The sequence below is a fragment of the Rhizobium sp. AAP43 genome, from assembly GCF_001296045.1.
Lineage (GTDB): Bacteria > Pseudomonadota > Alphaproteobacteria > Rhizobiales > Rhizobiaceae > Allorhizobium.
On record NZ_LJHS01000026.1, the window covers coordinates 68,949 to 94,933 of the forward strand.

Sequence of the window (25,985 nt, forward strand, 5' to 3'; positions counted from 1 at the left end):
TCGACACCTTCAAAAGTGGAAAGTGATCACCCGCCTTTAGAAGAGGCCGACGCTTCCGGGTGGCGTGACCGGTGGTGGCGGCGCGAGCGGCTGCTCTTCCGGCAGAGGCTGACCGTCCAGCGGGGCATCGGCCGGCGGCAGTGCGCCACCAAGAACTTCGGCAGGCACCTCCTGCGGCGCCTCGAGCGGCGGTACGGCGGCTTGTGACGGTTCCCCCTGTGTCGCGAAACCTGCGTCGTTCGTCTGCGGCGTGGCCGAGGGGTCGCTCGGGGGCGTGGCCGAGGCGGCTGATGGCGGTGCGGCGGGCGCACTGGCCGCCGGCGTTTCGGCGGGTTTCGCCGGCTCGGGGGCCGCTTGCACGCCCTTTACGCCTTGCGGCGCCGGTACGTCTGATGTCGCCTTGCAGCCAGTCAGCCAGACGTCATAGATCGGGTGTTCAACGGCGTTCAACGCCGGGCTGTCGGCAAACATCCAGCCGGAAAAGATGCGGCGGATCTTGCGGTCGAGCGTGATCTCGTCGACCTCGATGAAGGCGTCAACCTTCTGAGCTTCGCTCTCGTCGCGCGAATAGCAGACCTTGGGCGTCACCTGAAGCGCGCCGAACTGCACCGTCTCATCGACATAGACGTCGAACGTGGTGATGCGGCCGGTGATCTTGTCGATCCCGGCAAATTCCGCGACAGGATTCGCGAGACGGGCCGCTGACGTCGGTGACGGCAGAAGGAGCGGTGCAAGCGCGACAGAGCCCAGAACCGGAATCGCCAGTTTCCACACGCTCGATTTCATCTTGGGCTCACTTTCCTCGATCAACGGTAGACCACATACGACAAGGGCCTCACGCATGAGGCCCTAACGCCGGATTATGGCCAAATCGGGCAATCAGTTGCCGGGCGTCCAGGCGTCGTAATCGCCGGTCACGCGCGGGCGCTCGCCCGCCACCGCAATCGAACCCTGCGGACGATAGGCAGCTGCCGTGCCCGTCTGGTTGGCGCGATGCGCCTTTTCCCATTCGCGGGCCTTGTAGTCTTCCTTCGACGGCGGTGTGTCGGTGCGGTAGTGCATCCAGCCGTGCCAGCCCGACGCAATCTTGGAGGCGTCGGCATAGCCGTTATAGATGACCCAGCGCTTGGGCTGACCCCAGCTCGTCATCGGCCCTTCGTAATAAACATTGCCGAACTCGTCTTCGCCGACGCGCTTGCCGTGCCGCCAGGTGAAGAAACGGGTTCCCATAGTCTGACCGTTCCACCAGGTGAAGATCTGCAACAGAAACTGCTTCATGTCTTGTCCTTGGGCTCTTGCCGCGGGCCGAAAAGGCCCATTCGATCGTTTCTCGCTTATGCCGCCTTGACCCCGGCTTGTCCAGTGATTCCCCGTCGAACCCCCGTCATTTCAGCTTGATCTTGAAGCCGATATGCGACGGCTGGAAGCCGAGCCGCTCATAGAAGCGGTGGGCATCTTTTCGCGTCGCGTTCGAGGTGAGCTGGACAAGGCGCATGTCCAGGCTGCGTGCGGTCTCAACAGCGAATGCGATCATGGCAGCGCCGATGCCCCTGCCCCGCATGTCGGCCCGCGTCTGAACGGCCTCTATGATCATCGAAGACGCGCCCTTGGCCGTCAGTGTCGTGGTGATCATGGTCTGGAATGTGCCGACCACGGCACCGGCAAGCGTTGCGACATAAAGCGTCTCGTTGGATGACCGGCTGATGCGCCCAAACGCCGCCTGATAGTGCGGCAGGGCCTCCGGATCGGTCGTATCGCCATGGCCGCCGAGGTCATCGGCGGCAAACAGCGCGATGATCGCGGTCAGGTCATTTTCGGTCGCTTCGCGTATATTCAGTTCTGCTACTTGCATGCACGGCTCTTCCCTGCGTTAGCTTTGTCCTCCACTAGCGCCTTCGAGGGACATCTTCATGACACGCATGTTACGCCTTTCCACATTCCTGTTCTCATTCGGCCTTGCCCTCGGAGCCTCGGCTGCGGAAGGCGGGCGCAAGGCGATCGCCTTTGTGCAGGCGCCCGAAATGAGCTCGGGGCTTTGTGCGGAAAAGGATACGGCAAGTGCCATCGACTGCGCAATGAAGCAGTGCATCTCCGGTGGCGGCACGACGGAGGATTGCCAGGTGAATGCCACCTGCTATCCGGGCGGCTGGAGTGTCGATATCTTCATGATGGCCGATGGCGGCCCGCATTGGCACCAGTTCTCCTGCGGCTGGCAGAGCAAGGAACTGGCAATCAAGGCGGCGGATCTTGCCTGCAGCACGGCAAAGGAAGACAATCTGGTGGAATGTTCAGCCGTCCAGATCATCGATGAGGATGGAAAGGTGACCGAGCCGCCCTTCAACTGACCGGGGACGTCGCACACAAAAAAGCCGCTCAACGGAGCGGCTTTTCCATGATCAGGGCTTCGATCCCGCTATCCGGGCCACCGCAATTCTTTGTCCGGTCCACCTCGACAAGGTCATGCGCCGTATAAAAGGCGATCGCGCCTTCGTTTTGCGGCTCGACTTCCAGCCTCAGGATCTCGGCATCGGGAAAGCAGGTCTCGACCTCGGCGAAGAGATCGCGGCCGATCCCCTGCCGCTGATGATCCGGGTGGACATAGAGCTGGTGCAAGATGGCCGTCTTGGTCAGCTTCTCGGACATGGCCGCAAAGGCCATGCCGCCGATCCGCTTTCCGTCGTCGGCAACGAGATATTCGCCGCCCTTGACCTGGATGCGTCGCTTGATCTCGGCCGGCGAATGCCAGGCCGCGATCAGTTCGGCAACTTTGGCCGGCCCGTAGAACCGGTCATAGGTTGCGTGGAAACTCAGCGTCAGCAGGGCGCGAAGCGGTTCGACATCCCGGTCGTTGGCCGTGCGGACGAAGAACACCGGCTTATTCCTCCGGCAGACCGAGCTTGGCCTTGACCAGCGCCTGGACGGCCTGCGGGTTGGCCTTACCGCCGGTCGCCTTCATCACCTGGCCGACGAACCAGCCGGCCAGCGTCGGCTTGGCGAGCACCTTGGCGACCTGATCCGGGTTGGCGGCGATAATCTCATCGACGGCCTTCTCAATGGCGCCGGTATCCGTGACCTGCTTCATGCCGCGGCTTTCGACGATTTCAGCTGGATCGCCACCTTCGTTGAAGACAATTTCGAACAGGTCCTTGGCGATCTTGCCGGAGATGACTTCCGACTTGATGAGATCGATGATGCCACCAAGCTGGGCCGGCGAAACCGGAGTCTCTTCAATGGCTTTGCCCGCTTTGTTCAAGGCACCAAGCAAGTCGTTGATGACCCAGTTGGCAGCCGTCTTGCCGTCGCGGCCGGCCGCCACAGCTTCGAAGTAATCGGCAATCGCCTTTTCCGAGACCAACACGGAGGCGTCGTAGACCGACAGACCGAGTTCCGACACGAAGCGCGCCTTCTTGTCGTCTGGCAGCTCCGGCAGATCCTTTTTCAGGTTCTCGATAAAGGCATCGTCGAATTCGAGCGGCAGCAGATCCGGATCGGGGAAGTAGCGATAGTCATGCGCATCTTCCTTGGAGCGCATGGAGCGGGTCTCGCCCTTGCCCGGATCGAAGAGACGGGTTTCCTGGTCAATGACCCCGCCGTCTTCGATGATGGCAATCTGGCGGCGAGCTTCGTATTCGATGGCCTGGCCGATGAAACGGATCGAATTGACGTTCTTGATTTCGCAGCGCGTGCCAAATTCGCCGCCCGGCCTGCGCACGGAGACGTTGACGTCGGCGCGCATTGAGCCCTCGTCCATGTTGCCGTCGCAGGTGCCGAGATAGCGCACGATCGAGCGCAGCTTGGTCATGTAAGCCTTGGCCTCGTCGGACGAACGCATGTCCGGCTTCGACACGATTTCCATCAGGGCGACGCCCGAACGGTTCAGGTCGACATAGGACATTGTCGGATGCTGATCATGCATCGACTTGCCGGCATCCTGTTCTAGGTGCAGGCGCTCGATACCGATCTCGATATCCTCAAAATTGCCCTGACGGTCGGGGCCGAGCGAGATGATGATCTTGCCTTCGCCGACGATCGGATCCTTGAACTGCGAAATCTGATAGCCCTGGGGCAGGTCCGGGTAGAAGTAGTTCTTGCGGTCGAAGATCGAGCGCTTGTTGATCTGGGCTTTGAGACCAAGACCAGTGCGCACCGCCTGGGCCACGCATTCCTCGTTGATCACGGGCAGCATGCCGGGCATGGCCGCATCGACGAGCGAGACGTTGGAATTCGGCGCATTGCCGAAGACCGTCGAGGCGCCCGAAAACAGCTTGGACTGGCTCAACACCTGCGCATGGACTTCCATGCCGATGACGATTTCCCAGTCGCCAGTGGCGCCAGGGATGAAGCGTTTGGGATCGGGTGTGCGCGTGTCAATCAGGGTCATCGGATGCTCGTGTCATGCATGGACGTGTTGCCTCGTGAGGTAGAGCAAATAGGCCTTCGGCGCAAGGCTGGAGCGGCATGCCAGGCGACATGGCGTGCCCCCGGGGATGGAAGGCAAACGTTAAGCGGCGGCGCGCTAGAGATGCGGCATGACCGATGCTCTCACTGCCCCGTTTGCCCTGCCGTTTCCTGCGGGCCTTCTGCCGATCTTGCTGCTCGCCGGCTGGAACGTCTTCGTGCTCGGCCTGTTCGCGGTCGACAAGATCGCGGCGAGACGCCGAACTTGGCGCGTGCCCGAGCGCAAGCTTATCAGTTGTATCGTGCTCTTCGGCTCAGGAGGTGCGCTGATCGGGCAGCGGCTGTTCCGACACAAGACCCGCAAGCCACCTTTCACCTGGCTGATCCCGACAATGCTCATTCTGCATACGTTCGTTGTGGCAACTGGCGTGGCCCTCGTCGCCTTTACTCAAAACTCCTGACCATAGCCGGCCGGTTCAATGGCAGCCAGTTGCTTGGACAGCCCAATCGTCTGCACGTCAAGATCGAGCTTGGGGTTGTAGGTCATCGTCAACCAGTTGACCGAATATCCCTTTTTCTCGAAGAACTTCACGGCCTCGGCATTCATCGCATGGGTCTGAAGCTTGGCCGTTGAGAAGCCCTGGCGCAGCATGTCCTCTTCAACGGCCATCAGAAGCGCGGATCCCAAACCACTTCCCTGATACGCGGGATCGATCCAGAAGTCGGTAATCGTCTCGTCCAGATCCTCGCGCGCGGCCCAGCCGACCGGCACGCCGGACTTTTCAACAACGGTAATGGTGATCCACCCTTCCGCAGTGAACCGCGTAAAAGCATCGCGCGCATTGCCGATCATCTCGGCCGTCTCGCCGACCGTCACCATCGCCTTGCGCCAAGCGCGAAGGCCAATCTCCGCCAGCAGCCCTGCATCGTCCTGTCGAGCCTTGCGGATCGTGACCATTCGCACCTCTGTGTTGAGATGAGTAAACCACTGGTGCTGCGGCTTGACCAGCGCAGCACTTGATCAGGCCCATGACCCAAGGAAAATCATAGACTTACGCTATGTCGCCGGGGGCCGCAGCCACGATGTACGGCAGCGGACCGGGTCGCTGATTCGCTGCGAAGCCAACCTGAACTCGACATCCGCCATGCGGATTGGTATTTTTCGTCCACCAACAGGAGTGTGGATGTCAGGATTGTCTGAGACCCGGTAAAGGCCCTGCCCGCGATCGAACGACGATCCGGCGGCCAGGGCCCGAAAACTGAGCCCCGACGCGCAAGCGCCGGTCATGTTTTCGTGCGCGCGGAAGAGCGCGCTTTTCCCGGACAAGACATCCATGGACATCTCACGCTCGGATCAACGGATCCTTCATCTCCTCGCACAAGGCGGCTGGATTGAAATTCAGCGGAACGGCACAGCCAAGATAGAAACAGTCGCATGCTTTTCCCGCGACGGCTGGCTCTATCCCGGCTTCGACCTCGAGCTTTTCCGTCGATTGAAAAGGCTGAAAGCGATCAGCTCGCGACAAGGAAAGCCCTATCGGATCACCGAACGGGGCCTGAGGCTGGTGCGAGCGGAACAGGACAATCGATAGGCCGGATGCCAGCACCGCACTGCGCGGTGCTGGCTGACGCGATGACTTCTGCAGCCCAGATCACGGACGATCGTCCTAAAGCATCTGCTGCAGCTTCACCTTTTCGACCATCATGCCCATCGACGGGGAATGCTGCATGCCGCGCCAGACGAGGGAGAATCCCAAATCCTGGTAGAGCCGGATCGCACCTTCGTTGGCAGCGTGGGTGTCAATTCGTGCGCGCTTGAGACCTTCGGAGCGCATCTCGCGCAGTGTCGCCAAAATGAGGGCCGAGCCTATGCCGAGGCCCTGATGGGCCGGACTGACCCAAAGGTCGGATATATAGTCACGAGCGCCTTCTCGGGCCGTCCAGCCGGCGATTTCACCGCCGAGTTCACCAATGGTGATCAGGCTGAAATGATCCTGGGCAAAGCGGCGAAAACTCAAACGAATTTTGACCATCATGTCGACGCCAAAGGCATTGAGCACCGGGTTTGCAGCCCACGCCTCGAAACCGATGCGGCCGACGCTGTCCGCGTCGGCCGCCGTCATGTCACGTATGACGAAGTCCTTTACCACCACTTGGCCGGGGCAAACTTCCCGGCAGCCTGTTCGATGACATGGGCGGTCTTGAAGAGGGTCTCTTCCTCGAAAGGCTTGCCGATGATCTGCAGCCCAAGAGGCAGCCCCTTGCTGTCAAGGCCGGCAGGAACGGAAATCCCAGGCAGCCCAGCCATGTTGAGCGTGATGGTGAAGACATCCTGGAGGTACATCTTGACCGGATCGGCGGCGAGTTCCTTGTCGCCGATGGCAAAAGCCGAGGTTGGGGTGATCGGAGCGAGGATCGCGTCGACGCCGGCCTCAAACGCGAGTTCAAAGTCGCGCTTGATCAGGGTGCGGACCTTCTGGGCCTTCAGGTAATAGGCATCGTAGTAGCCGGCCGAGAGCACATAGGTGCCGATCATGATACGGCGCTGGACTTCCTTACCGAAACCTTCGGCACGGGTCTTCTCGTACATGTCGGCAATGTCCTTGCCGTCAACGCGCAGGCCGTAGCGGACGCCGTCATAACGGGCAAGGTTCGACGAGGCTTCGGCAGGCGCGACGATGTAATAGGCCGGCAGCGCATATTTGGTATGCGGCAGGGAGATGTCGACAATCTCGGCGCCGGCTTCCTTCAACCAGGCGATACCCTGTTGCCAGAGCGCGTCGATTTCTTCCGACATGCCTTCAACGCGGTACTCCTTCGGGATGCCGATCTTCATGCCCTTCACCGAGCCGCCAATCGCCTTTTCGTAATCCGGGACCGGCAGATCAACCGAGGTCGTGTCCTTCGGATCAACGCTTGCCATGGACTTCAGGAGGATGGCTGCATCGCGCACATCACGGGCGATGGGACCGGCCTGGTCGAGCGACGAAGCATAGGAGACGATACCCCAACGCGAGCAGCGGCCATAAGTCGGCTTGATGCCGACGGTGCCGGTAAAGGCGGCGGGCTGGCGGATCGAGCCGCCGGTGTCCGTTGCGGTGGCGCCGGCGCAGAGATGGGCGGCGACGGCTGCGGCCGAACCGCCGGAGGAGCCGCCCGGAACCAGCTTCTCATCCGAGCCCTTGGCCTTCCACGGATTGACGACCGGGCCGTAGTAAGAGCTCTCGTTCGACGAGCCCATGGCAAATTCGTCCATGTTGAGCTTGCCGAGCATGACAGCGCCTTCGTTCCAAAGGTTCTGCGTCACGGTCGATTCATACTTTGGCTTGAAGCCATCGAGAATGTGGCTGCAGGCCTGGGTGTGCACGTCCTTGGTGGCGAACAGGTCCTTGACGCCGAGCGGAATGCCTTCGAGAGCGCCGGCCTTACCATCGACAATGCGCGCATCAGACGCCTTGGCCATGTCACGCGCGACGTCTGCGGTCACTGCGACATAAGCGTTGAGGGCACCATTCGCGCCATCGATCGCGGCGAGATAGGCATCCGTCAGTTCGACGGCCTTGATCTCCTTGGCGGCGAGTTTCGCGCGGGCTTCGGCGATGGTGAGGCTGGTCAATTCGCTCATGGCAGGTTCACTTCAGACTGTCGGCGCCCGATGGGCGGGAGATTGGGGAGGCTCGGCAATAACAGCGGCAGCGGTCGGATCTTACTCGACGACTTTCGGCACCTGGAAGAAGTTTCGGTCGGTGGCTGGTGCATTCGCCACGATATCATCGGCCTTGGCGCCATCGGTAACCGCGTCGACGCGCTTCTTCATCGCCATCGGGGTTACCGAGGTCATCGGCTCGACACCGGTTACATCGACCTCGTCGAGCTGCTCGACGAAGCCGAGGATGCCGTTCAGTTCACCCGTCATGCGCGCGGCTTCTTCTTCGCTCACGGCGATACGGGCAAGATGGGCAACGCGCTTGACGGTGGCGAGATCAACGGACATGGCATTCTCCAGATGGGCTGTTGTCTTCGCTATAATGGCCGTCAAGCGCTGAGGCAACGGGGTTTTGTCAGACCGTGACGGCAGATCCCGGCTGCGGGGTCAAAACGCGCGTGCGCGTGCCATCCATGCCGGCGACAAATTTCTCCGGCGTCTGATCGATGATCGGGAAGGATCCGTAGTGGCACGGGATCGCCGTCTTGAAGTCGAAGAAGCGCTGGCAGGCAAGTGCCGCCACGGCTCCGCCCATGGTGAAGCGGTCGCCGATCGGCACGAGGCCGATATCGGGCTGGTGCAGTTCATGGATCAGCTTCATGTCGGAAAAGATGTCGGTGTCGCCCATATGCAGGAGCGATGCATCGTCTTCAAAATGCAGCATCAGACCATTGGCGCTGCCGAGCGCGTGGGAGACGCCGTCTTCGGTGACCTGGGCCGAGGAGTGCAAGGCATTGGTGAACGTCACGCTGAAGCCTTCGAAATGGACGGTGCCGCCGGTGTTGCCCATGTCCAGCTTTTCCACGCCCTTCGTGCCAAGCCAGCCAGCAAGGTCTGCATTGGCAAGCACCGTCGCACCCGTCTCCCGGGCAAGCTCCACCGTATCGCCGACATGGTCGCCATGACCGTGGGTGAGCAGGATATGCGTGACGCCCTTCGTCATATCCTTGCGATCGAGACCGGCAAAGCCCGGATTGTGGGTCAGGAAGGGATCGATGAGGATCGAGGTCTTCGCCGTATCGAGGCGGAAGGCGGCGTGACCGAGCCAGGTGATTTTCATGGGGCGTCTCCGGTTTGCAATGTACCGAGGCAATATATGGCAAGCTCCCTGCCCGGCAACTCCCCGCGGCACGAGTTGCGCGCTCGTCACCACTGGTCTATGCGACCTGCATGACAAAAGTTGCGCCCTCGCGCACGAAAGGAATGACCATGGCCGACGACGACTACGTATATGACGAGGCGACCGGTGAGTGGCGCCCGGCATCGGAGATTGCAGCGGCAGCCGCCGCCAAGCCCGTGGCGCGTGACGCATCCGGCACTGAGCTTGCCGATGGCGATTCGGTCGTGTTGATCAAGGACCTCAAGGTCAAGGGTGCGGGCCAGACACTGAAGCAGGGCACCGTCATCCGTTCGATCCGTCTAACCGACGATCCGGAGCATATCGATTGCCGGCATGATGCGATCAAAGGGCTGGTGCTGCGGACCGAGTTCGTGCGCAAGCGTTGAACGTCAAGCGGAGAGCCGACGATGGCGACACTGACGATTGAGGAGCTGGCCGAGCGTCTCCAGCCTAACCAGGCCGTGGCAGGGCTTGACCTTGGAACAAAGACGATCGGCCTCTCCGCGTCTGACCTTGGACGTCGTTTCGCCACCCCTCGCCCGGTGATCAAACGCGTCAAGTTCACCAAGGATGCCGAGGTCTTGCTCAGTTTTGCAGCGAAGGAAAAAATCGTCGCCTTCGTGATCGGCTTGCCAACCAACATGGACGGCTCGGCGGGGCCGCGCGTTCAAGCAACGCGCGCCTTTGTCCGCTCCATGTCGGAAAAGACCGACATCCCTTTCATCTATTGGGACGAGCGCCTGTCGACGGTGGCCGCCGAACGGGCGCTCCTCGAAATGGATGTCTCAAGGGCGAAACGCAGCGAACGGATCGATTCGGCCGCTGCGAGCTTCATTCTTCAGGGCGCGCTCGACAGGCTTTCGACGCTGGCGCGCGCATCCGACAGTTCTGCCGACTTTTCCTGACGGGCCTTCCACCAGGCCATAATTTTCTTGCGGCGGCGGAAGCCGATGATTGCGAACAGGACAAGACTGTCCACCACGATCGCCCGCATGACGAGCGGCGGAATGGTTTCCGGGGGAATACCGAGCGCATTTCCGTAGATCTGGAAGACCAGGTCATGCGTCTGCCGGGTCAGCATGAAAAAACCGAAGCTCATGTCGTTGTAGGACAACCCATACCAGGCGCCGAGCAGCAGGATGGGGCCTGCCCAAAAGATCAACAATGCCTTCATAGCGCTCTCGCCTCTCCGATTGCCGGCGAATCATTCGCCAAGAGCCAGTTTTCAAGCGTCCAACGGAATGCCGCCATGGCAGTCAGCACCACCGCAGGAATAGCGATATCGAGCGCCAGCCCTGCGAAGAATGCGGCCGTCATGACCGTCAGTACCATCCGTTCTGCGACTTCGATCGTCACCATTGCACCCTTTAACGCCTGTCTGGCCCGAAGGTGTCCTCCTCGCGTCCGCGACGCAACGTAAACCTTTTGTTAAGGTTAACGGCGCCTGGGGATAAATCCCTCCAAGACGTCGGCTCCGCCCCGACACTCAACCTTGCCGGGTGGATTGCCTTGTGCCGGTTTGACCTTTAACCGTGCCGCAACCGATATGCGGAACCGCCATGCTGATCATCTTTGAAAGTATCCTGCCGATCTTCCTGCTCGTGCTGCTGGGGGTCGGGCTAAAACGCTCGCCGCTGATTGCGCCGAGTTTCTGGGGTGGCATGGAGCAGTTCGGCTATTTCGTGATGTTTCCTGCCCTGCTCTTCCACACGCTGGCGACGACCGACCTTACAGGCTTCGAAAGCGTTGGCGTTGGGCTGGTGTCGCTCATCGCCGTCCTGATCATGTCTGCAGTCTCGCTTGCCCTCTGGCCTGTGCTGAAGGCCGCCGGCATGGGCGGACCTGCCTTCACCTCGATCTTCCAGACGGCCAACCGCTGGAACGGTTTCATGGCGCTTGCCATTGCGGAAAAGCTGACCGGGCCACAAGGGCTCGCCATCATCGCCGTGATCATGGCGACGATCATTATCCCGGTGAACCTGATCAATGTCGGCGTCATGGTTTGGTTTTCCGGCCAGAGCCGCGACCTCAGGACATTCGCGCTGCGGATCATCACCAACCCGATCATCATCGGGTCGCTCGCCGGTGTCGCGGTCAACCTGCTCCACGTGCCACTCTATGAGCCGCTGATGACCACCGTCGATCTCGTGGCCCGCGCATCGCTTGGATTGGGACTGATCACGGTCGGTGCAGGATTGCGGATCGCAGATGCGCTTCGCCCGCAACCGAGTGTGCTTTTGAGCGTCTTCCTCAAGCTCGTGCTTTTCCCCATCGTCTCCGTCGCGATCGCGGTTGTCTTCGGTTTTTCGCAGGAGACGATTTTGATGATTGCGCTGGGGGCGGCCGTGCCAACCGCGATGAACGGCTACCTGCTGGCCAAACAGATGGGCGGGGATGCGGATCTCTATGCGGCAGCGGCCACCGTGCAGACGGTCGCTGCCTTTTTCACTATTCCTGCGGTGTTGACGCTCGTGACCTACGCGCCTGGCGGATAAAGAAGGTCGAGCACGAATCGGGCGTCGAAGCGGGCATCGATGACGCCGTAGCTATGGCGCCAACCGCCAGCCAGGCGGCTCTCGAGGAAGGCGTCGGCGATCTTGGTGGCACCCAGACGATAGAGTTCGGCGGCCCCGGCTGCGAGTGCCAATTGCTCGATCAAAAGACGGCCGGCGGCCTCATCCTGATCGGCAAGGGCGGTGGCGGCACGGAGCACTTCGACCGTCTTGCGCCCGGATGGACCAAGGTCGCGCTCAAGGCCTGCGAACAAGGTCTCAAATAGGTCTTTGCCACGGCTCAGCACGCGCAGAACGTCAAGCGCCATGACATTGCCGGAGCCTTCCCAGATCGCATTGACCGGAGCCTCGCGGTAGTGCCGGGCGATGGCGCGTTCTTCGACATAACCATTGCCGCCGATGCACTCCATTGCCTCATAGATGAGGGCGGGTGCAATCTTGCAGACCCAGTATTTCGCGACCGGCGTCATGACGCGGGCGTAAGCGGCATCCACCGAGTTCTCGCGGGCTCTGTCGAAGCTTTCGGCAACGCGGAAGGCGAGTGCGGTGGCAGCGGCAACGTCGAGCGCCATATCCGCCAGTACCCGCGTCATCAGCGGCTGATCGATCAACTTCTTGCCGAAGACCGAGCGGCCGCGAACATGATGGACGGCCTCTGCCATCGATGCGCGCATCATGCCAGCCGAGGAGAGCGCGCAATCGAGTCGGGTCAGCGTCACCATGTCGAGGATGGTGCGAACACCATCGCCGGGCGCGCCGAGCAGGAAGCCGAAGGCCTCGTCGAACTCGACTTCCGCCGACGCATTCGAGCGATTGCCCAGCTTGTCCTTGAGGCGCTGGAATTCGAGACCATTGGCCGATCCATCTTCCAGGAGCCGGGGCACAAGGAAGCAGCCCATGCCGTCCTTGGTCTGGGCCAGCATGACAAAGGCATCCGACATCGGTGCGGACAGAAACCATTTGTGCCCGGACAGGCGATAGATGCCCTCGCCCACCCGCTCACCCTGGGTGACGTTGGCACGCACATCCGTGCCACCCTGCTTTTCCGTCATGCCCATGCCGATGGTGACGGCACTCTTCTGCATTGGCGGGCGATTGGAGGAGTCGTATTTGCGCGCCAGGATCTTCGGCGTCCATTCCTTCTGAACGGCCGGCGAGGCAACGAGGGCAGCCACCGAAGCGCTGGTCATGGTCAGCGGGCACAGATGACCGGATTCGAGCTGAGCGGTCAGGAAGAAGCGGACGGCGCGGGCCTTGTGCTCGCGTCCGCGCGCATCAGGCAGGTTTTCCCAAACCGAAGAATGCAGGCCCGACGCCATCGACCGGCGCATCAACGCGTGCCAGGCGGGATGGAACTCCACCACGTCAAGGCGCTCGCCGCGCGGCCCGTGCGTGCGCAGATGCGGCGCACTGACATTCGCCATACGGGCCAGTTCCTGCGCCTCCGGCGAAGTCACGTATTTGCCAATCGCGTCAAACTCGTCCTTCAGGGGACGAGGTAGCTGCGCCGTCAGATCGACCAGCAGCGGATCGGCCCGATAGGCGTTCACGCCAGACCAAGGCTTGGGCTGGTTCAACGCGGAGAGTTTCTCTTCAGACCGATTCAAAGTGCTCATGCTGATGTCATAAGCAGACTGTAGCCGGTCTGCCAACGGTCCGGCCCCGTTTTTCTCGTTTTGCGCCGTGTGCCGCGTGAGGGACGACACCATTTGCGGCTTGTTGGACTGACCTAAACTGGGCCTTCCGTTGATCGCACGGTAGAATATGGGGACCGTCACACGAAGCCTCAAGCTTCGCCTTGCTCCGCAGGTCGTCAGTCATTATAGACCCCCGTGACATCTTAAGGGGGACGTCCATGGTCTTCTTTCCTCATCGCCACCTCATCGGCATCAAGGGCCTTCCCGAGCAGGACATTACGTTCCTGTTGGACAAGGCGGACGAAGCCGTCAAAATCAGCCGCCAGCGCGAGAAGAAGACGTCCACGCTTCGCGGCCTCACCCAGATCAACCTGTTCTTCGAAGCCTCGACCCGGACCCAGTCCTCGTTCGAGCTTGCCGGAAAACGTCTCGGCGCCGATGTGATGAACATGTCGGTTGGCAATTCCTCGGTGAAGAAGGGCGAGACGCTGATCGACACGGCTATGACGCTGAACGCCATGCGGCCGGACGTGCTTGTCGTGCGGCATTCCTCAGCAGGTGCAGCCGCCCTCCTCGCCCAGAAAGTCGCATGCTCGGTCGTCAATGCCGGCGACGGCCAGCATGAACATCCGACCCAGGCGTTGCTCGATGCGCTGACGATCCGGCGCGCCAAGGGCAAGCTCTCGCGCATCATCGTCGCGATCTGCGGCGACGTGCTGCATTCGCGCGTGGCACGCTCCAACATCCTGCTCTTGAACGCCATGGGCGCACGCGTGCGGGTCGTGGCGCCTGCGACGCTTCTCCCGGCCGGCATCGCCGACATGGGATGCGAAGTCTATCACGATATGAAGGAAGGCCTGAAGGACGCTGACGTCGTGATGATGCTGCGCCTGCAGCGCGAGCGCATGTCCGGCTCCTTCGTGCCGTCGGTGCGCGAATACTTCCACTTCTACGGCCTCGATGCCGAAAAACTCAAAGCCGCCAAGGACGATGCGCTGGTCATGCATCCGGGCCCGATGAACCGAGGCGTCGAGATCGCCTCTGAAGTTGCCGATGGCCCACAGAGCGTGATCGAGAGCCAGGTGGAAATGGGCGTCGCCGTTCGCATGGCGGTGATGGAGACATTGCTGGTTTCACAGAACCAGGGACCGCGCAGCGAGGGATTGGGCGCATGATGAAACCACTCGTCCTCAAGAATGCCCGCATCCTCGATCCGTCGCGCAATCTGGATGAAGCCGGTACGATCATCGTCGGCCATGATGGACTGATCCTCGCAGCCGGCCACGATGCGCAGAATCAGGGCGCACCCGAAGGTGCAGAGATCCGCGACTGCCGTGGACTTGTCGCCATGCCGGGTCTTGTCGATGCGCGTGTCTTTGTCGGCGAACCCGGCAGCGAACACCGCGAAACGATTGCCTCCGCCAGCCGGGCGGCCGCAGCCGGCGGTGTCACATCCTTCATCATGATGCCGGAAACCGATCCCGTCATCGATGACATCGCGCTGGTCGAATTCGTCAAGAAGACGGCACGCGATACGGCAAGCGTCAATGTCTATCCGGCAGCGGCCCTGACCAAGGGCATGACGAGCGCCGAGATGACCGAGATGGGTCTCTTGCAGCTTGCGGGCGCCGTCGCCTTCACCAATGGGCGTCATGGCTTGAACGACACGCAGGTTCTGCGCCGGGCAATGACCTATGCGCGCGAATTCAATGCCGTCATCGCGCTCGAGACCCGCGAAAAATATCTGGCCGCCAATGGCGTGATGAACGAAGGGCTGCTGGCCAGCTGGCTGGGGCTCGGCGGCATTCCGCGGGAGACCGAGATCATTCCGCTGGAACGAGACCTGCGCATCGCATCTCTGACGAAGGCGAAGTATCACGCCGCACAGATTTCCGTGCCGGAATCGGTCGAGGCGATCGAGGTGGCGCGCAAGCGCGGCGCCAAGGTCACCTGCGCCATCTCCATCAACCATCTCAGCCTGAACGAGAATGACATCGGCGAGTATCGCAGCTTCTTCAAGCTCTACCCGCCGCTGCGATCGGAAGATGACCGTATGGCGATGGTCCAGGCGCTGGCCGAGGGCAAGATCGACATCATTGTTTCATCGCACGATCCGCAGGATGTCGACACCAAACGCCTGCCTTTCGGTGAGGCTGCGGATGGTGCCACTGGGCTTGAAACCATGCTTTCGGCCGCACTCAGGCTGCATCATGCGGGCCATGTGCCGCTGATGCGGCTGATCGATGCCATGTCGACCCGGCCCGCGGCGATCTTCGGCCTGCCCGGCGGAACGCTGAAGCCAGGGGCAAGCGGGGACATAGCCCTCGTCGATCTCGACGAACCCTGGCTGGTGTCTAAGGACCAGTTGCTCGGTCGCTCCAAGAACACACCGTTTGAAGATGCGCGCTTTTCGGGCAGAGCCGTCGCGACCTATGTCGCAGGACGCTCAGTCCACGCGCTCTGAGATCAAGGCAAAGAGGGGAAACCATGCCCAGCGTCAACTTTCTCGCAATCGGTTTGCCGGCGCTCATCGCCGTACTCTCGCTCGGCTACCTGCTCGGTTCAATTCCCTTCGGCCTCGTGCTGACGAAGATGGCCGGACTTGGCGACCTCAGGTCGATCGGCTCTGGCAATATCGGCGCGACCAACGTGCTGCGCACCGGCAACAAGAAACTCGCTGCCGCCACGTTGCTTCTCGATGCCCTCAAAGCAACCGCTGCGGCCGTGATTGCACAGGCCATCTTCGGCCAGAATGCCGGGTTGCTGGCAGGCTTCGCCGCCTTTATCGGCCACCTGTTTCCGGTCTGGCTAGGGTTCAAGGGCGGCAAGGGGGTCGCGACCTATATCGGGACGCTGCTCGGCGTGGCACCCCTGATGGTGCTCGTCTTCGCTGCGGCATGGCTCTCGGTTGCCTTCATCTCCCGCTACTCCTCGTTGTCCGCACTCGTCGCCACACTTGTCATTCCGGTTGTATTGTGGATACTCGGGGCTGATGAAGCGGCGCTTGTGACGGCCGCCATGACCACGATCACCTTCTGGCGACACAAGACCAATATCGAGCGTCTGATCGCCGGCACGGAAAGCAAGATCGGCCAAAAAGGCTAGAGGAGACGCATGGGCGAAGGCGGCGCAAGACGGAAAGGGATTGCGCTGACCGACCGGCAAAGGATTGCGTGGCTGCGTCTCATCCGCAGCGACAATGTCGGCCCCTCGACCTTTCGCGACCTCATCAACCACTTCGGCTCCGCCGAGTCCGCCCTTGAAGCGCTTCCCGATCTTTCCCGCCGTGGCGGATCAAGCCGTGCCATCCGCATAGCGACCGTCGAAGAAGCTGAGCGCGAACTTGAGGCTGTACGCCGCTTCGGCGCCGTTTTTGTCGGCATTGGCGAGCCCGATTACCCCCCTGCCCTTCGCCAGATCGATGGCGCGCCACCGCTCCTCACAGTCAAGGGGGACCTGTCGATTGCGACCCGCCCGGCCGTCGGCGTGGTCGGCGCGCGCAATGCATCGATCAGTGGTGCAAAATTCTCCGCCATGATGGCGCGCGAGATCGGTCAGGCAGGCTATGCGATCGTTTCTGGTCTGGCGCGGGGCATCGATGCGGCAGCCCATCGGGCAAGTCTCGATACAGGCACCATTGCCGCCATGGCAGGTGGACTCGACCAGCCCTACCCGCCGGAAAACATCCCATTGCTGCAACAAATCTGCGAAGGACGCGGGCTTGCCATTTCGGAGATGCCTTTCGGTTGGGAACCGCGGGCGCGCGACTTTCCGCGACGCAACCGGCTGATCGCAGGCGTTGCACTTGGCGTCGTCGTCATCGAAGCTGCAATACGCTCCGGATCGTTGATCACGGCGCGGCTTGCCGGTGAATTCGGCCGGCAGGTCTTTGCAGTGCCCGGATCACCACTTGATCCACGTTGTGCCGGCACCAACGGGCTTCTGAAGGATGGGGCCAGCGTGACGACGTCGTCTGACGACGTGCTACAGGCGCTCGCCCCTGTGTCGCGGATCGATCTGTTCAGCCAGTCGGCAATCGAGGAACCCGAGGACGACGGCCGTCATATGGCACCTCCCCCCAACGACGACGAGCGCAGCCGGATCGTTGAGGCCTTGGGACCGACGCCTGTGGATGTCGATGACATCATTCGCCACACTGGCCTCCCGGCATCGTCGGTCTATCTCGTCCTGCTCGAACTGGACATTGCCGGCCGTCTAGAGAGGCATCCTGGGGGGCTTGTCGCGTTGAGCATGATTGAGTGAAAGCGTGCGCCGTCCCGATTGCAGATCGCCGGCTTCGACATAGGCCATTTCGATCAGATAGCAGAGCATCTCCGCCCCCTCCGCTCTCTGCGACCAGTCGCAGTTCGCCGAGCATCTGGCGGATATAGGCAATGTTTTCCAAGGTGCGGCCAAATCGACCGTCTACTTCATTTCTATCTTTGGCCATCGCCTCGCTCACTGTCGATGGGGACGAGCAGACGGAAGCTGCCGTGTCGTTCAACCACAATAACTTAAACATCCAGGATTGCAATCAATTGCATCTCTTCTTTAGGTTGTATTTCGTTGCAGCTCGGAAAATAGTTCAACCCTCTTGACCGCAGGCCTTTCGCCCTCCATGTCGGGAAGCCGTGTTCCGAGAACGGCGGCGTGGTGTTGCCGATCGGAAACATGAAGGTGCAGTGTATCGATGGACGTCGTAGTCGTAGAATCCCCGGCCAAGGCCAAGACGATCAACAAGTATCTGGGACCCGGGTACAAGGTGCTCGCCTCGTTTGGCCACGTGCGCGATCTGCCGGCGAAAGACGGATCGGTGCTGCCCGATCAGGATTTCGAGATGTTCTGGGAGGTCGACACCGCCTCACAGAAACGGATGAAGGACATCGCCGATGCGGTGAAATCCTCAAACGGACTGTTTCTCGCGACCGACCCGGATCGCGAAGGTGAAGCGATCTCCTGGCATGTGCTCGATCTTCTGAAGAAAAAGAAAGTGATCGGCGACAAGCCCGTGAAGCGCGTCGTCTTCAATGCGATCACCAAGAAGGCCGTGCTCGATGCCATGGCCAATCCGCGCGATATCGACACGCCGCTGGTCGATGCCTATCTGGCGCGCCGCGCACTCGATTATCTCGTCGGCTTCAATCTGTCGCCGGTGCTCTGGCGGAAATTGCCGGGCGCCCGATCTGCCGGACGCGTCCAGTCTGTGGCGCTGCGCCTCGTCTGCGATCGCGAAAACGAGATCGAACGCTTTGTTGCCGAAGAATACTGGAACATCTCAGCGCTCTTGAAAACGCCGCGTGGCGAAGAGTTCGAGGCGAAACTCGTTTCGCACCAGGGCAAGCGCATGCAGCGCAATTCCGTGACCAATGGCGACCAGGCGGCCAGCATCAAGACGCTGCTCGAGGGGGCAGCCTTTGCCGTTGAAAGCGTCGAGGCCAAGCCGGTCAAGCGCAATCCGGGCCCTCCGTTTACAACCTCCACGCTGCAGCAGGCCGCGTCTTCGAAGCTCGGTTTTTCGGCATCGCGCACCATGCAGGTGGCGCAGAAGCTTTATGAAGGTATCGATATTGGTGGGGAGACCGTCGGTCTCATTACCTATATGCGTACCGACGGCGTTCAGATGGCGCCGGAAGCGATCGACGCTGCCCGTTCTGCCGTCGCCGACCAGTTCGGCCCGCGCTACGTACCGGAAAAGCCGCGCCTCTATTCGACCAAGGCGAAAAACGCCCAGGAAGCGCATGAAGCGATCCGCCCGACCGACTTCAACCGTTCGCCGGACAAGGTGCGGAAATTCCTCGATGCCGATCAGCTGAGGCTGTACGACCTGATCTGGAAGCGCGGTATCGCGAGCCAGATGGCTTCTGCTGAAATCGAACGCACGACTGTCGAGATCCTGGCCGAGAACGGCGGCGAGAAGGCCGGGCTTCGCGCCGTGGGCTCCGTTATCCGCTTCGACGGCTTTATCGCCGCCTATACCGACCAGCGCGAAGACGGCGAACCGGCCGAGGATGGTGATGACGAGGACGGCCGCCTGCCGGAGATCAATGCGCGCGAAAGCCTCGCGAAGCAGAAGATCAATGCCAGCCAGCATTTCACCGAGCCGCCGCCGCGCTATTCGGAAGCCTCGCTGATCAAGAAGATGGAAGAGCTCGGCATTGGCCGTCCTTCTACCTATGCCGCAACGCTGAAGACGCTGTCCGACCGCGAATACATCGTCACCGAAAAGCGCAAGCTCATCCCGCATTCCAAGGGGCGGCTGGTCACGGCCTTCCTCGAAAACTTCTTCACGAAGTATGTGGAATACGACTTCACCGCCGATCTTGAAGAAAAGCTCGACAAGATCTCGGCCGGCGAACTGAACTGGAAGGACGTGTTGCGCGACTTCTGGAAGGATTTCTTCGCCCAGATCGAAGACACCAAGGAGTTGCGCGTTACCAACGTGCTCGACGCGCTCAACGAGGCCTTGGCACCGCTCGTCTTCCCGAAGCGCGAAGATGGATCGGACCCGCGCATCTGCCAGGTCTGCGGTACCGGGAATCTGTCGCTGAAGCTCGGCAAATACGGCGCCTTTGTTGGCTGCTCGAACTATCCGGAATGCAATTTCACCCGCCAGCTGTCTTCCGAAGGCGGCGCGGAAGCGGAGGCCGGCGGAAACGAACCAAAGGCACTTGGCAAGGATCCGGTGACCGAAGAGGAAATCACGCTGCGCTCCGGCCGGTTCGGGCCTTACGTGCAGCGCGGCGATGGCAAGGAGGCCAAGCGATCCTCCCTGCCCAAGGGCTGGGCGCCCAGTGATATCGACTTCGAGAAAGCGCTCTCGCTGCTATCGCTGCCGCGCGATGTCGGGGCCCACCCCGAAACCGGCAAGATGATATCGGCCGGTCTTGGACGTTACGGACCCTTCGTGCTGCATGACGGCACCTATGCCAATCTGGAAGGCATCGAGGACGTATTGTCGATCGGCCTCAACCGGGCCGTTACCGTGCTTGCCGAAAAGAAGGCCAATCCGGGTGGGCGTGGACGGACCGCGGCCGTGGCGCTCAAGGAGCTCGGTGAGCATCCGGACGGCGGTGCCATGACGGTCCGCGACGGTCGTTTCGGTCCCTATGTCAACTGGGGCAAGGTCAATGCAACCCTGCCAAAGGGCAAGGATCCGCAGGATGTGTCGGTCGAGGAAGCCCTCGTGCTGATCGCCGAACGCGCAGCCAAGGACGGCGGCAAGACCAAGGCCAAGAAGGCCCCGGCGAAAGCCGCAAAGGCGAAGACGGATGCCTCTGGCGAGGCAAAACCGAAGAAGGCAGCTGCAAAACCGAAGGCGAAAGCCGCGGCAAAGCCTGCGGCCAAATCGAAAACAACGAAGAAGAGTGCGACTTGATCAAACCGACCCGCAACCTCCCGCATGACACCGGCTCCGGCAACCGCAAGAGCCGTCGGGCGGAAGGTGCGGCCAAGGCCAAGGCTGCCAATCCGACGTCGATTATCCATGGTGAAGTGCCACCCCGCGAGGCGCTGCTGCAGTTCATCACCGACAATCCGGAGCGGGCGTCGAAGCGCGAGATTGCCAAGGCCTTCGGGCTGAAGGGAGAGACGCGCGTCGAGCTCAAGCAGATCCTTCGGGACCTGGAAGACGACGGCCTCCTTCAGAAGAGCCGAAAGTCATTGGCCCGGCCCGGCGCTTTGCCGCCTGTCACCGTGCTTGACATTACCACCCGTGACAAGGATGGCGAACTGATCGGCAGGCCGGCCGAATGGCCGGAAGAAGCGGGTGCTGCTCCTGCCGTTCTGATCCGCCAATCGAGCGCCGACCGCGCCAAGGGAAAGTCCGCTGTCGGCGGCCTCGGCGACCGTGTCCTAGCCAAGATCTTCACCAACAAGGATCGCGCCCGTCCCGCCTATACTGCCCGCGTGATCAAGATCCTCGACCGTCATGTCGGCGCAGTGCTTGGCGTCGTGCGCCTGGCGGCCGACGGCGGAGCCCGGCTGATGCCGATCGAACGGCGCGGCGAGGAAATGCAGATCGATGCGGCCGACATTGGCGAAGCCAAGGATGGCGATCTGGTCGAAGTCGAAGTCGGGCGTGCCGCACGCATGGGCCTGACCCGGGCAAAGGTGCTTTCGGTTGTCGGATCGGTCGCCTCGGAAAAGGCGATCTCAATGATCGCCATCCATGCGCACAGCATCCCCTACATCTTCCCGCAATCGGTGCTTGCCGAAGCCGATGACGCCAAGCCTGCCTCGATGTCGCATCGGGAAGACTGGCGCCATATCCCGTTGATCACGATCGATCCGGCCGATGCAAAGGACCATGACGACGCAGTCTATGCGGAACGCGACCCTTCACCGGCCAATCCGGATGGCGTCATCGTCACCGTCGCCATCGCCGATGTCTCTTACTATGTCCGGACGAAATCGGCGCTTGACCGCGAGGCGCTGAGGCGTGGCAATTCGGTCTATTTCCCGGATCGGGTCGTGCCCATGCTGCCAGAGCGGATCTCCAACGATCTCTGCTCGCTGCGCGAGGGCGTTGACCGCCCAGCACTTGCGGTACGCATGGTATTTTCCGCCGAAGGCCGCAAGGTGAGCCACACCTTCCATCGCATCATGATGAAGAGTGCCGCCAAGCTGTCTTATCAGCAGGCACAGGCCGCAATCGACGGCAAGCCCGACGACAAGACGGGCCCGCTGCTGGAACCGATCCTGAAGCCACTCTGGCACGCTTATGGCGTCATGAAGCGTGGGCGCGATCGCCGCCAGCCGCTGGAACTCGACATGCCGGAGCGCAAGATCATCCTCAGGGAGGATGGCACGGTCGACCGCGTCCATGTTCCGGAGCGTCTGGACGTCCACAAGCTGATCGAAGAGATGATGATCCAGGCCAATGTCTCGGCAGCAGAAACATTGGAGACGAAACGCCAGCCGCTCGTCTACCGCATCCACGACGCGCCGTCGCTCTCCAAGCAAGAGGTGCTGCGCGAATTCCTTGCCACGATCGGCTTCTCGCTGGTCAAGGGCGGCAATCTGCGGTCCAACTCGTTCAACGGCATCCTCGCCAAGGCGCAGGACACGCCGCACCAGATCATCGTCAACGAGATGGTGCTGCGCAGCCAGAGCCAGGCGATCTACAGCCCGGAGAATATCGGCCATTTCGGCCTGAACCTGATGAAATATGCACATTTCACCTCGCCGATTCGCCGCTATGCCGACCTGATCGTGCATCGCGCGCTGGTTGGCTCACTCGGCTTGGGCGAAGGCGGCATCACGCGGGAGGAAGAGGCCATCCTCGACGACATCGCCGCCGAGATCTCGACCTTCGAGCGCCGCGCCATGGCGGCCGAGCGTGACACGGTCAACCGTCTGGTTGCGCATCACCTGGCGGGCCGCATCGGCGAGGAATTCGAGGGCAAGATCGGTGGCGTCACGAAGTCGGGTCTTTTCATCAGCCTGCCGCAATTTGGCGCAGATGGCTTTATCCCGGTTTCCACACTGGGTCGCGACTACTATATCTACGACGAAGCTCACCAGGCCTTGACGGGCGAGAAGTCTGGATTGGGTTATCAACTCGGCGACACGGTGGAGGTACGGCTGGTCGAGGCTGTGCCGCTGGCCGGTGCGCTGCGTTTCGAAATGTTGAGTGAAGGACGGAAAATGCCGGCCGGCACGCGGTCCTTCCACAAGGGGGCGCGTCGCGGTCACAAGCAGCCGGGCACACGCCCGCCCCGCTCCAGACGCTGACAGAGATCGCCCCGGAGACTGTGATGACGACGAACCAGACACATCTGCCGGCACAGTTCGGTGGTCAGGATCAGGCGGAACGTCCGCTTGGCCGCTCCATCAAGCGCGGTATGCTGAATACGTGTCCCGCCTGCGGCCAGGGAAAGCTCTTCCGCGCCTATCTCAAGGTCACCGACCGCTGCGAGGCCTGTGGTGAGGACTATCACCATCACCGCGCCGACGATCTGCCTGCCTATCTTGTCATTTTGCTGCTCGGCCACATTCTGGTTGCGGGCTATATGATGACCGACATGGCTTTTCCATTGCCAGGCTGGGTGCATTTCGCCATTTGGGCGCCGATCGGTGTGGTTACCTCCCTCCTCTGCCTTCAACCGATCAAAGGCGGCGTCGTTGGTCTGCAATGGGCGTTGCGGATGCATGGCTTCGGCGGTCAGGACGACGAGGCCGACCATACGGGTGGGCATCAGGGCTGAATCAGTCGTCACGTCCCTGTTTAATGTTTGCTGATATGGATGATCGCTGCAAATCGCGATTCTTCAATACCTGCCCGCCAGTGGGTTGACAGGCCCGCGATTTGCAGTGTGAACATGCCGTGCCTCGATGCACGATCAGGAGCTAATACGCGCAATGCCATACCAGATGCCGAAGCACTCTCCGCTTCAAGGCGGAGACTTTCCGCAGGTCGGATTTGATTGCAGAGGCGCTGATGTCTGAGGTGAAGTGCGCGCCCAACGGCGATCGTGAAGATATTCACTGGTATTCGCTGATTGCAGCCATAGCGGCGATATCAGCTGTCGGCATTGCCATCGGTCTTGGCTTGCCTCTGCTGAGCATCATCCTTGAGAAGCGGGGTATCTCCTCGACCCTGATCGGGCTGAATTCGGCAATGGCCGGGATCGCGGCGATGATCGCGGCGCCACTTACGACGAAGATTGCGCATCGACTCGGTGTCGCCAACACCATGCTCTGGGCCGTACTTCTCTCGGCCATCAGCGGCGTCGGCTTCTACTACGCCACGCAGTTCTGGATGTGGTTCCCGCTGCGCCTCGTCTTTCACGGCGCGACCACAACACTCTTCGTGCTCTCTGAGTTCTGGATCAATGCAGCTGCGCCCTCGCGGCGGCGCGGGCTTGTCATGGGCATTTACGCGACAGTGCTGGCGGTCGGCTTCGCCTGCGGGCCTCTCCTGTTCTCGGCGCTTGGCAGCGAGGGCCTACTGCCATTTGCGGTTGGCGCAATTGCGATTCTTGCAGCCGCCATACCAATCTACATCGCCCGCAACGAAAGCCCCGCGCTCGACGAGAAGCCGGAGCAGCACTTCCTCCGCTACATCTTCCTCGTGCCGACAGCGACCGTTGCTGTTTTCGTCTTCGGTGCAGTCGAGGCTGGCGGCCTGTCACTCTTCCCCATCTACGCCACTCGTACAGGCTTCAGCGAGAGCCAGGCAGCGCTTCTGCTGACCGTGATGGGCATTGGCAACATGGTGTTCCAGATCCCGCTGGGCCTCATCTCCGACCGCATGCGCGACCGCAGACTGCTCCTCTCCATCCTGTCGGTCGTCGGCCTTACGGGTTCCTTGATGCTGCCATGGCTTTCTGAGAACTGGATCCTGATGGCGGTCGTCCTGCTTTTCTGGGGCGGCAGCGTCTCCGGGCTCTATACCGTGGGCCTCAGCCATCTCGGATCGCGACTCACGGGTGCCGACCTCGCCGCCGCCAATGCTGCCTTCATCTTCTGCTATGCAGTCGGCACGGTGGCTGGTCCACAGGCAATCGGTGCAGCCATCGATGTGACGGGCAATGACGGTTTCGCTTGGGCTATCGCGGGATTCTTTGCACTCTATGTCGTGCTTTCCCTGGGTCGCCTGCTTTTTAGCCCGAAACGGACTTGACTTTTCGGGCGCGATTTGTAGTTTCGCGCCAGATTTGCCGTGGACATCGTTCGGTCGTCCACGGCTTCGTTTATTAGAGGCAGGACGACCATGGCCAAGGCTACAACCATCAAGATCAAGCTTCTGTCGACGGCCGACACGGGTTTCTTCTACGTAACGACGAAGAACAGCCGTACGATGACGGAAAAGATGACGAAGACCAAGTACGACCCGGTTGCTAAGAAGCACGTCGAGTTCAAGGAAACGAAGATCAAGTAAGATCTCGTTGCCATCTTCACAAAAGAGCGCGTCCTTGGGGCGCGCTTTTTTTATGTCCGCTTTCCCGCGCGTCAGCATATCAGCGGCACACCCCTCCCCCTCGTCGGGGCACAAAAAAACCGGCTCCCGCAAGGGAGCCGGTTAAGAATAGGGGGTCGGTCGGCATGAGACACGGCACGAGGAACCGTTAATCGTCACACGCCAACCGACCGACCCCACGACCCAGGAGATGCGGCGGACCTGAGCATCATGGGGTATTCCGCTGCCTCCACGCGAGGCATCTGTGATGCACAGAAGTTCTCTCACCCCGAGAGAAAAATCAACACTTTATTAACTGAAACACTGCGGCATGTACCAACATGGTTAAAATCAGCATGGCAGAGCTTAATTAGCTCTACCTTACACCAAAACAATTCCAAGATCGGCGTGAACATTCATCAATTGCGGGAAAGTATTGCAAATAACCGACCGAACGCTTGCTCACAGCCCCTCAACAAAAGAAAAGCCACGAGTAGATAGACTATACTAATATAAAGGTAAGTCCCTTGCTCGGAGGATCAACGTCGCCAAGACATGCCATCGGCCGGTGGCCGAATGTGTGCATATGTTGTCACAGGTGCGACAGTTGCAAACACAATCCGTCAAAAGGACTGCAAACAGTCACAATCGACACCAAGGGCGGCTTTTCGCCACCGGCGCTGGACAAATCTGTGAATAGCGTCATTTTCGC

Annotated in this window: 27 protein-coding genes and 2 pseudogenes; 15 read left to right on the top strand and 14 right to left on the bottom strand. The window is 60.9% G+C overall.

The window, feature by feature from the left end; genetic code table 11:
• Window positions 1-375: 375 nt before the first annotated feature.
• From IP76_RS23515 to IP76_RS14765, 3 genes and pseudogenes are all read right to left on the bottom strand, one after another.
• A pseudogene (locus IP76_RS23515) lies at window positions 376-786 on the bottom strand (DUF2155 domain-containing protein); the annotation flags it as partial.
• A 93-nt stretch (window positions 787-879) separates the two neighbouring features.
• Window positions 880-1,278, bottom strand: a complete 399-nt coding sequence (locus tag IP76_RS14760; RefSeq protein WP_054158998.1) for an NADH:ubiquinone oxidoreductase subunit NDUFA12 — start codon at window positions 1,276-1,278, stop codon at window positions 880-882.
• 106 nt (window positions 1,279-1,384) lie between these two features.
• Window positions 1,385-1,852 (bottom strand): GNAT family N-acetyltransferase, encoded by a 468-nt coding sequence (locus IP76_RS14765; RefSeq protein WP_054158999.1) that lies wholly within the window; start codon window positions 1,850-1,852, stop codon window positions 1,385-1,387.
• Window positions 1,853-1,910: 58 nt separating this feature from the next.
• On the opposite strand from IP76_RS14765, the gene IP76_RS14770 reads away from it, so the two are divergent.
• Window positions 1,911-2,345, top strand: coding sequence for a hypothetical protein (locus IP76_RS14770; RefSeq protein ID WP_054159000.1), 435 nt, complete (start codon window positions 1,911-1,913; stop codon window positions 2,343-2,345).
• Between the two features lie 28 nt (window positions 2,346-2,373).
• Here IP76_RS14770 and IP76_RS14775 read toward each other — a convergent pair whose 3' ends face one another.
• Window positions 2,374-2,871, bottom strand: a complete 498-nt coding sequence (locus IP76_RS14775) for a GNAT family N-acetyltransferase (protein ID WP_054159001.1) — start codon at window positions 2,869-2,871, stop codon at window positions 2,374-2,376.
• Window positions 2,872-2,875: 4 nt separating this feature from the next.
• Entirely contained in the window at window positions 2,876-4,381 is a 1,506-nt protein-coding gene (gatB, locus tag IP76_RS14780; RefSeq protein ID WP_054159002.1) for an Asp-tRNA(Asn)/Glu-tRNA(Gln) amidotransferase subunit GatB, read from the bottom strand.
• A gap of 148 nt (window positions 4,382-4,529) precedes the next feature.
• Here gatB and IP76_RS14785 point away from each other — a divergent pair, with 148 nt between their 5' ends.
• Window positions 4,530-4,859: a DUF1294 domain-containing protein gene (locus IP76_RS14785; protein ID WP_054159003.1), complete on the top strand. Its 330-nt coding sequence runs from the start codon at window positions 4,530-4,532 to the stop codon at window positions 4,857-4,859.
• Here IP76_RS14785 and IP76_RS14790 read toward each other — a convergent pair.
• Window positions 4,847-5,356: a GNAT family N-acetyltransferase gene (locus IP76_RS14790; RefSeq protein WP_054159004.1), complete on the bottom strand. Its 510-nt coding sequence runs from the start codon at window positions 5,354-5,356 to the stop codon at window positions 4,847-4,849. The two genes, IP76_RS14785 and IP76_RS14790, sit on opposite strands and share 13 nt — an antisense overlap.
• A gap of 376 nt (window positions 5,357-5,732) precedes the next feature.
• Between IP76_RS14790 and IP76_RS14800 the strand changes: the two genes are divergently transcribed.
• Window positions 5,733-5,990 (top strand): YjhX family toxin, encoded by a 258-nt coding sequence (locus tag IP76_RS14800; protein ID WP_054159006.1) that lies wholly within the window; start codon window positions 5,733-5,735, stop codon window positions 5,988-5,990.
• 75 nt (window positions 5,991-6,065) lie between these two features.
• On the opposite strand, the gene IP76_RS14805 is transcribed toward IP76_RS14800, so the two are convergent.
• The 4 genes from IP76_RS14805 to IP76_RS14820 form a co-directional block, all read right to left on the bottom strand.
• Window positions 6,066-6,521, bottom strand: coding sequence for an N-acetyltransferase (locus IP76_RS14805; protein ID WP_054159105.1), 456 nt, complete (start codon window positions 6,519-6,521; stop codon window positions 6,066-6,068).
• Between the two features lie 20 nt (window positions 6,522-6,541).
• Complete coding sequence (gene gatA, locus IP76_RS14810) at window positions 6,542-8,023, bottom strand: Asp-tRNA(Asn)/Glu-tRNA(Gln) amidotransferase subunit GatA (RefSeq protein WP_054159007.1); 1,482 nt, start codon at window positions 8,021-8,023, stop codon at window positions 6,542-6,544.
• Window positions 8,024-8,104: 81 nt separating this feature from the next.
• The gene (gatC, locus tag IP76_RS14815) at window positions 8,105-8,392 is read right to left on the bottom strand and encodes an Asp-tRNA(Asn)/Glu-tRNA(Gln) amidotransferase subunit GatC (RefSeq protein ID WP_054159008.1); all 288 of its coding nucleotides are present in this window, start codon (window positions 8,390-8,392) and stop codon (window positions 8,105-8,107) included.
• A gap of 67 nt (window positions 8,393-8,459) precedes the next feature.
• Entirely contained in the window at window positions 8,460-9,164 is a 705-nt protein-coding gene (locus IP76_RS14820; RefSeq protein WP_054159009.1) for a metal-dependent hydrolase, read from the bottom strand.
• Between the two features lie 143 nt (window positions 9,165-9,307).
• Here IP76_RS14820 and IP76_RS14825 point away from each other — a divergent pair, with 143 nt between their 5' ends.
• Together IP76_RS14825 and ruvX are read left to right on the top strand one after the other, a co-directional pair.
• Window positions 9,308-9,610, top strand: a complete 303-nt coding sequence (locus IP76_RS14825) for an alkylphosphonate utilization protein (RefSeq protein ID WP_054159010.1) — start codon at window positions 9,308-9,310, stop codon at window positions 9,608-9,610.
• Between the two features lie 21 nt (window positions 9,611-9,631).
• Complete coding sequence (gene ruvX / locus IP76_RS14830) at window positions 9,632-10,129, top strand: Holliday junction resolvase RuvX (RefSeq protein ID WP_054159011.1); 498 nt, start codon at window positions 9,632-9,634, stop codon at window positions 10,127-10,129.
• On the opposite strand, the gene IP76_RS14835 is transcribed toward ruvX, so the two are convergent.
• Together IP76_RS14835 and IP76_RS14840 are read right to left on the bottom strand one after the other, a co-directional pair.
• Window positions 10,063-10,398, bottom strand: a complete 336-nt coding sequence (locus IP76_RS14835; RefSeq protein ID WP_054159012.1) for a DUF6105 family protein — start codon at window positions 10,396-10,398, stop codon at window positions 10,063-10,065. The two genes, ruvX and IP76_RS14835, sit on opposite strands and share 67 nt — an antisense overlap.
• On the bottom strand, window positions 10,395-10,583 hold the full coding sequence (locus tag IP76_RS14840; protein ID WP_054159013.1) for a hypothetical protein: 189 nt from the start codon (window positions 10,581-10,583) through the stop codon (window positions 10,395-10,397). Before IP76_RS14840 ends, IP76_RS14835 begins: the two co-directional genes overlap by 4 nt.
• 200 nt (window positions 10,584-10,783) lie before the next feature.
• Here IP76_RS14840 and IP76_RS14845 point away from each other — a divergent pair, with 200 nt between their 5' ends.
• Entirely contained in the window at window positions 10,784-11,719 is a 936-nt protein-coding gene (locus IP76_RS14845) for an AEC family transporter (protein WP_054159014.1), read from the top strand.
• On the opposite strand, the gene IP76_RS14850 is transcribed toward IP76_RS14845, so the two are convergent.
• Window positions 11,701-13,353 (bottom strand): acyl-CoA dehydrogenase family protein, encoded by a 1,653-nt coding sequence (locus IP76_RS14850; protein WP_054159106.1) that lies wholly within the window; start codon window positions 13,351-13,353, stop codon window positions 11,701-11,703. The two genes, IP76_RS14845 and IP76_RS14850, sit on opposite strands and share 19 nt — an antisense overlap.
• 239 nt (window positions 13,354-13,592) lie before the next feature.
• Between IP76_RS14850 and IP76_RS14855 the strand changes: the two genes are divergently transcribed.
• From IP76_RS14855 to dprA, 4 genes are read left to right on the top strand one after another with little or no spacing between them, the layout of a single operon-like run.
• Window positions 13,593-14,549 (top strand): aspartate carbamoyltransferase catalytic subunit, encoded by a 957-nt coding sequence (locus tag IP76_RS14855; RefSeq protein WP_054159015.1) that lies wholly within the window; start codon window positions 13,593-13,595, stop codon window positions 14,547-14,549.
• Window positions 14,546-15,838, top strand: coding sequence for a dihydroorotase (locus IP76_RS14860; RefSeq protein WP_054159016.1), 1,293 nt, complete (start codon window positions 14,546-14,548; stop codon window positions 15,836-15,838). The genes IP76_RS14855 and IP76_RS14860 overlap by 4 nt, the downstream gene beginning before the upstream one ends.
• Window positions 15,839-15,861: 23 nt before the next feature.
• Window positions 15,862-16,479 (top strand): glycerol-3-phosphate 1-O-acyltransferase PlsY, encoded by a 618-nt coding sequence (gene plsY / locus IP76_RS14865; RefSeq protein ID WP_054159017.1) that lies wholly within the window; start codon window positions 15,862-15,864, stop codon window positions 16,477-16,479.
• Window positions 16,480-16,488: 9 nt separating this feature from the next.
• A complete protein-coding gene (gene dprA, locus IP76_RS14870) occupies window positions 16,489-17,637 on the top strand; it encodes a DNA-processing protein DprA (RefSeq protein ID WP_054159018.1) in 1,149 nt (382 codons plus the stop codon).
• Here the strand turns inward: dprA and IP76_RS23520 are convergent.
• A pseudogene (locus IP76_RS23520) lies at window positions 17,590-17,824 on the bottom strand (hypothetical protein). The gene dprA and the pseudogene IP76_RS23520 sit on opposite strands and share 48 nt — an antisense overlap.
• A 240-nt stretch (window positions 17,825-18,064) precedes the next feature.
• On the opposite strand from IP76_RS23520, the gene topA reads away from it, so the two are divergent.
• From topA to rpmG, 5 genes are all read left to right on the top strand, one after another.
• A complete protein-coding gene (gene topA, locus IP76_RS14875) occupies window positions 18,065-20,749 on the top strand; it encodes a type I DNA topoisomerase (RefSeq protein ID WP_054159019.1) in 2,685 nt (894 codons plus the stop codon).
• Window positions 20,750-20,850: 101 nt separating this feature from the next.
• On the top strand, window positions 20,851-23,106 hold the full coding sequence (gene rnr, locus IP76_RS14880; protein WP_245281477.1) for a ribonuclease R: 2,256 nt from the start codon (window positions 20,851-20,853) through the stop codon (window positions 23,104-23,106).
• A 23-nt stretch (window positions 23,107-23,129) separates the two neighbouring features.
• Window positions 23,130-23,579: a DUF983 domain-containing protein gene (locus IP76_RS14885; protein ID WP_054159020.1), complete on the top strand. Its 450-nt coding sequence runs from the start codon at window positions 23,130-23,132 to the stop codon at window positions 23,577-23,579.
• A gap of 233 nt (window positions 23,580-23,812) precedes the next feature.
• Complete coding sequence (locus IP76_RS14890; protein WP_054159108.1) at window positions 23,813-24,997, top strand: MFS transporter; 1,185 nt, start codon at window positions 23,813-23,815, stop codon at window positions 24,995-24,997.
• Between the two features lie 90 nt (window positions 24,998-25,087).
• Window positions 25,088-25,255, top strand: coding sequence for a 50S ribosomal protein L33 (rpmG, locus tag IP76_RS14895; RefSeq protein ID WP_006727600.1), 168 nt, complete (start codon window positions 25,088-25,090; stop codon window positions 25,253-25,255).
• Window positions 25,256-25,985 lie beyond the last annotated feature (730 nt).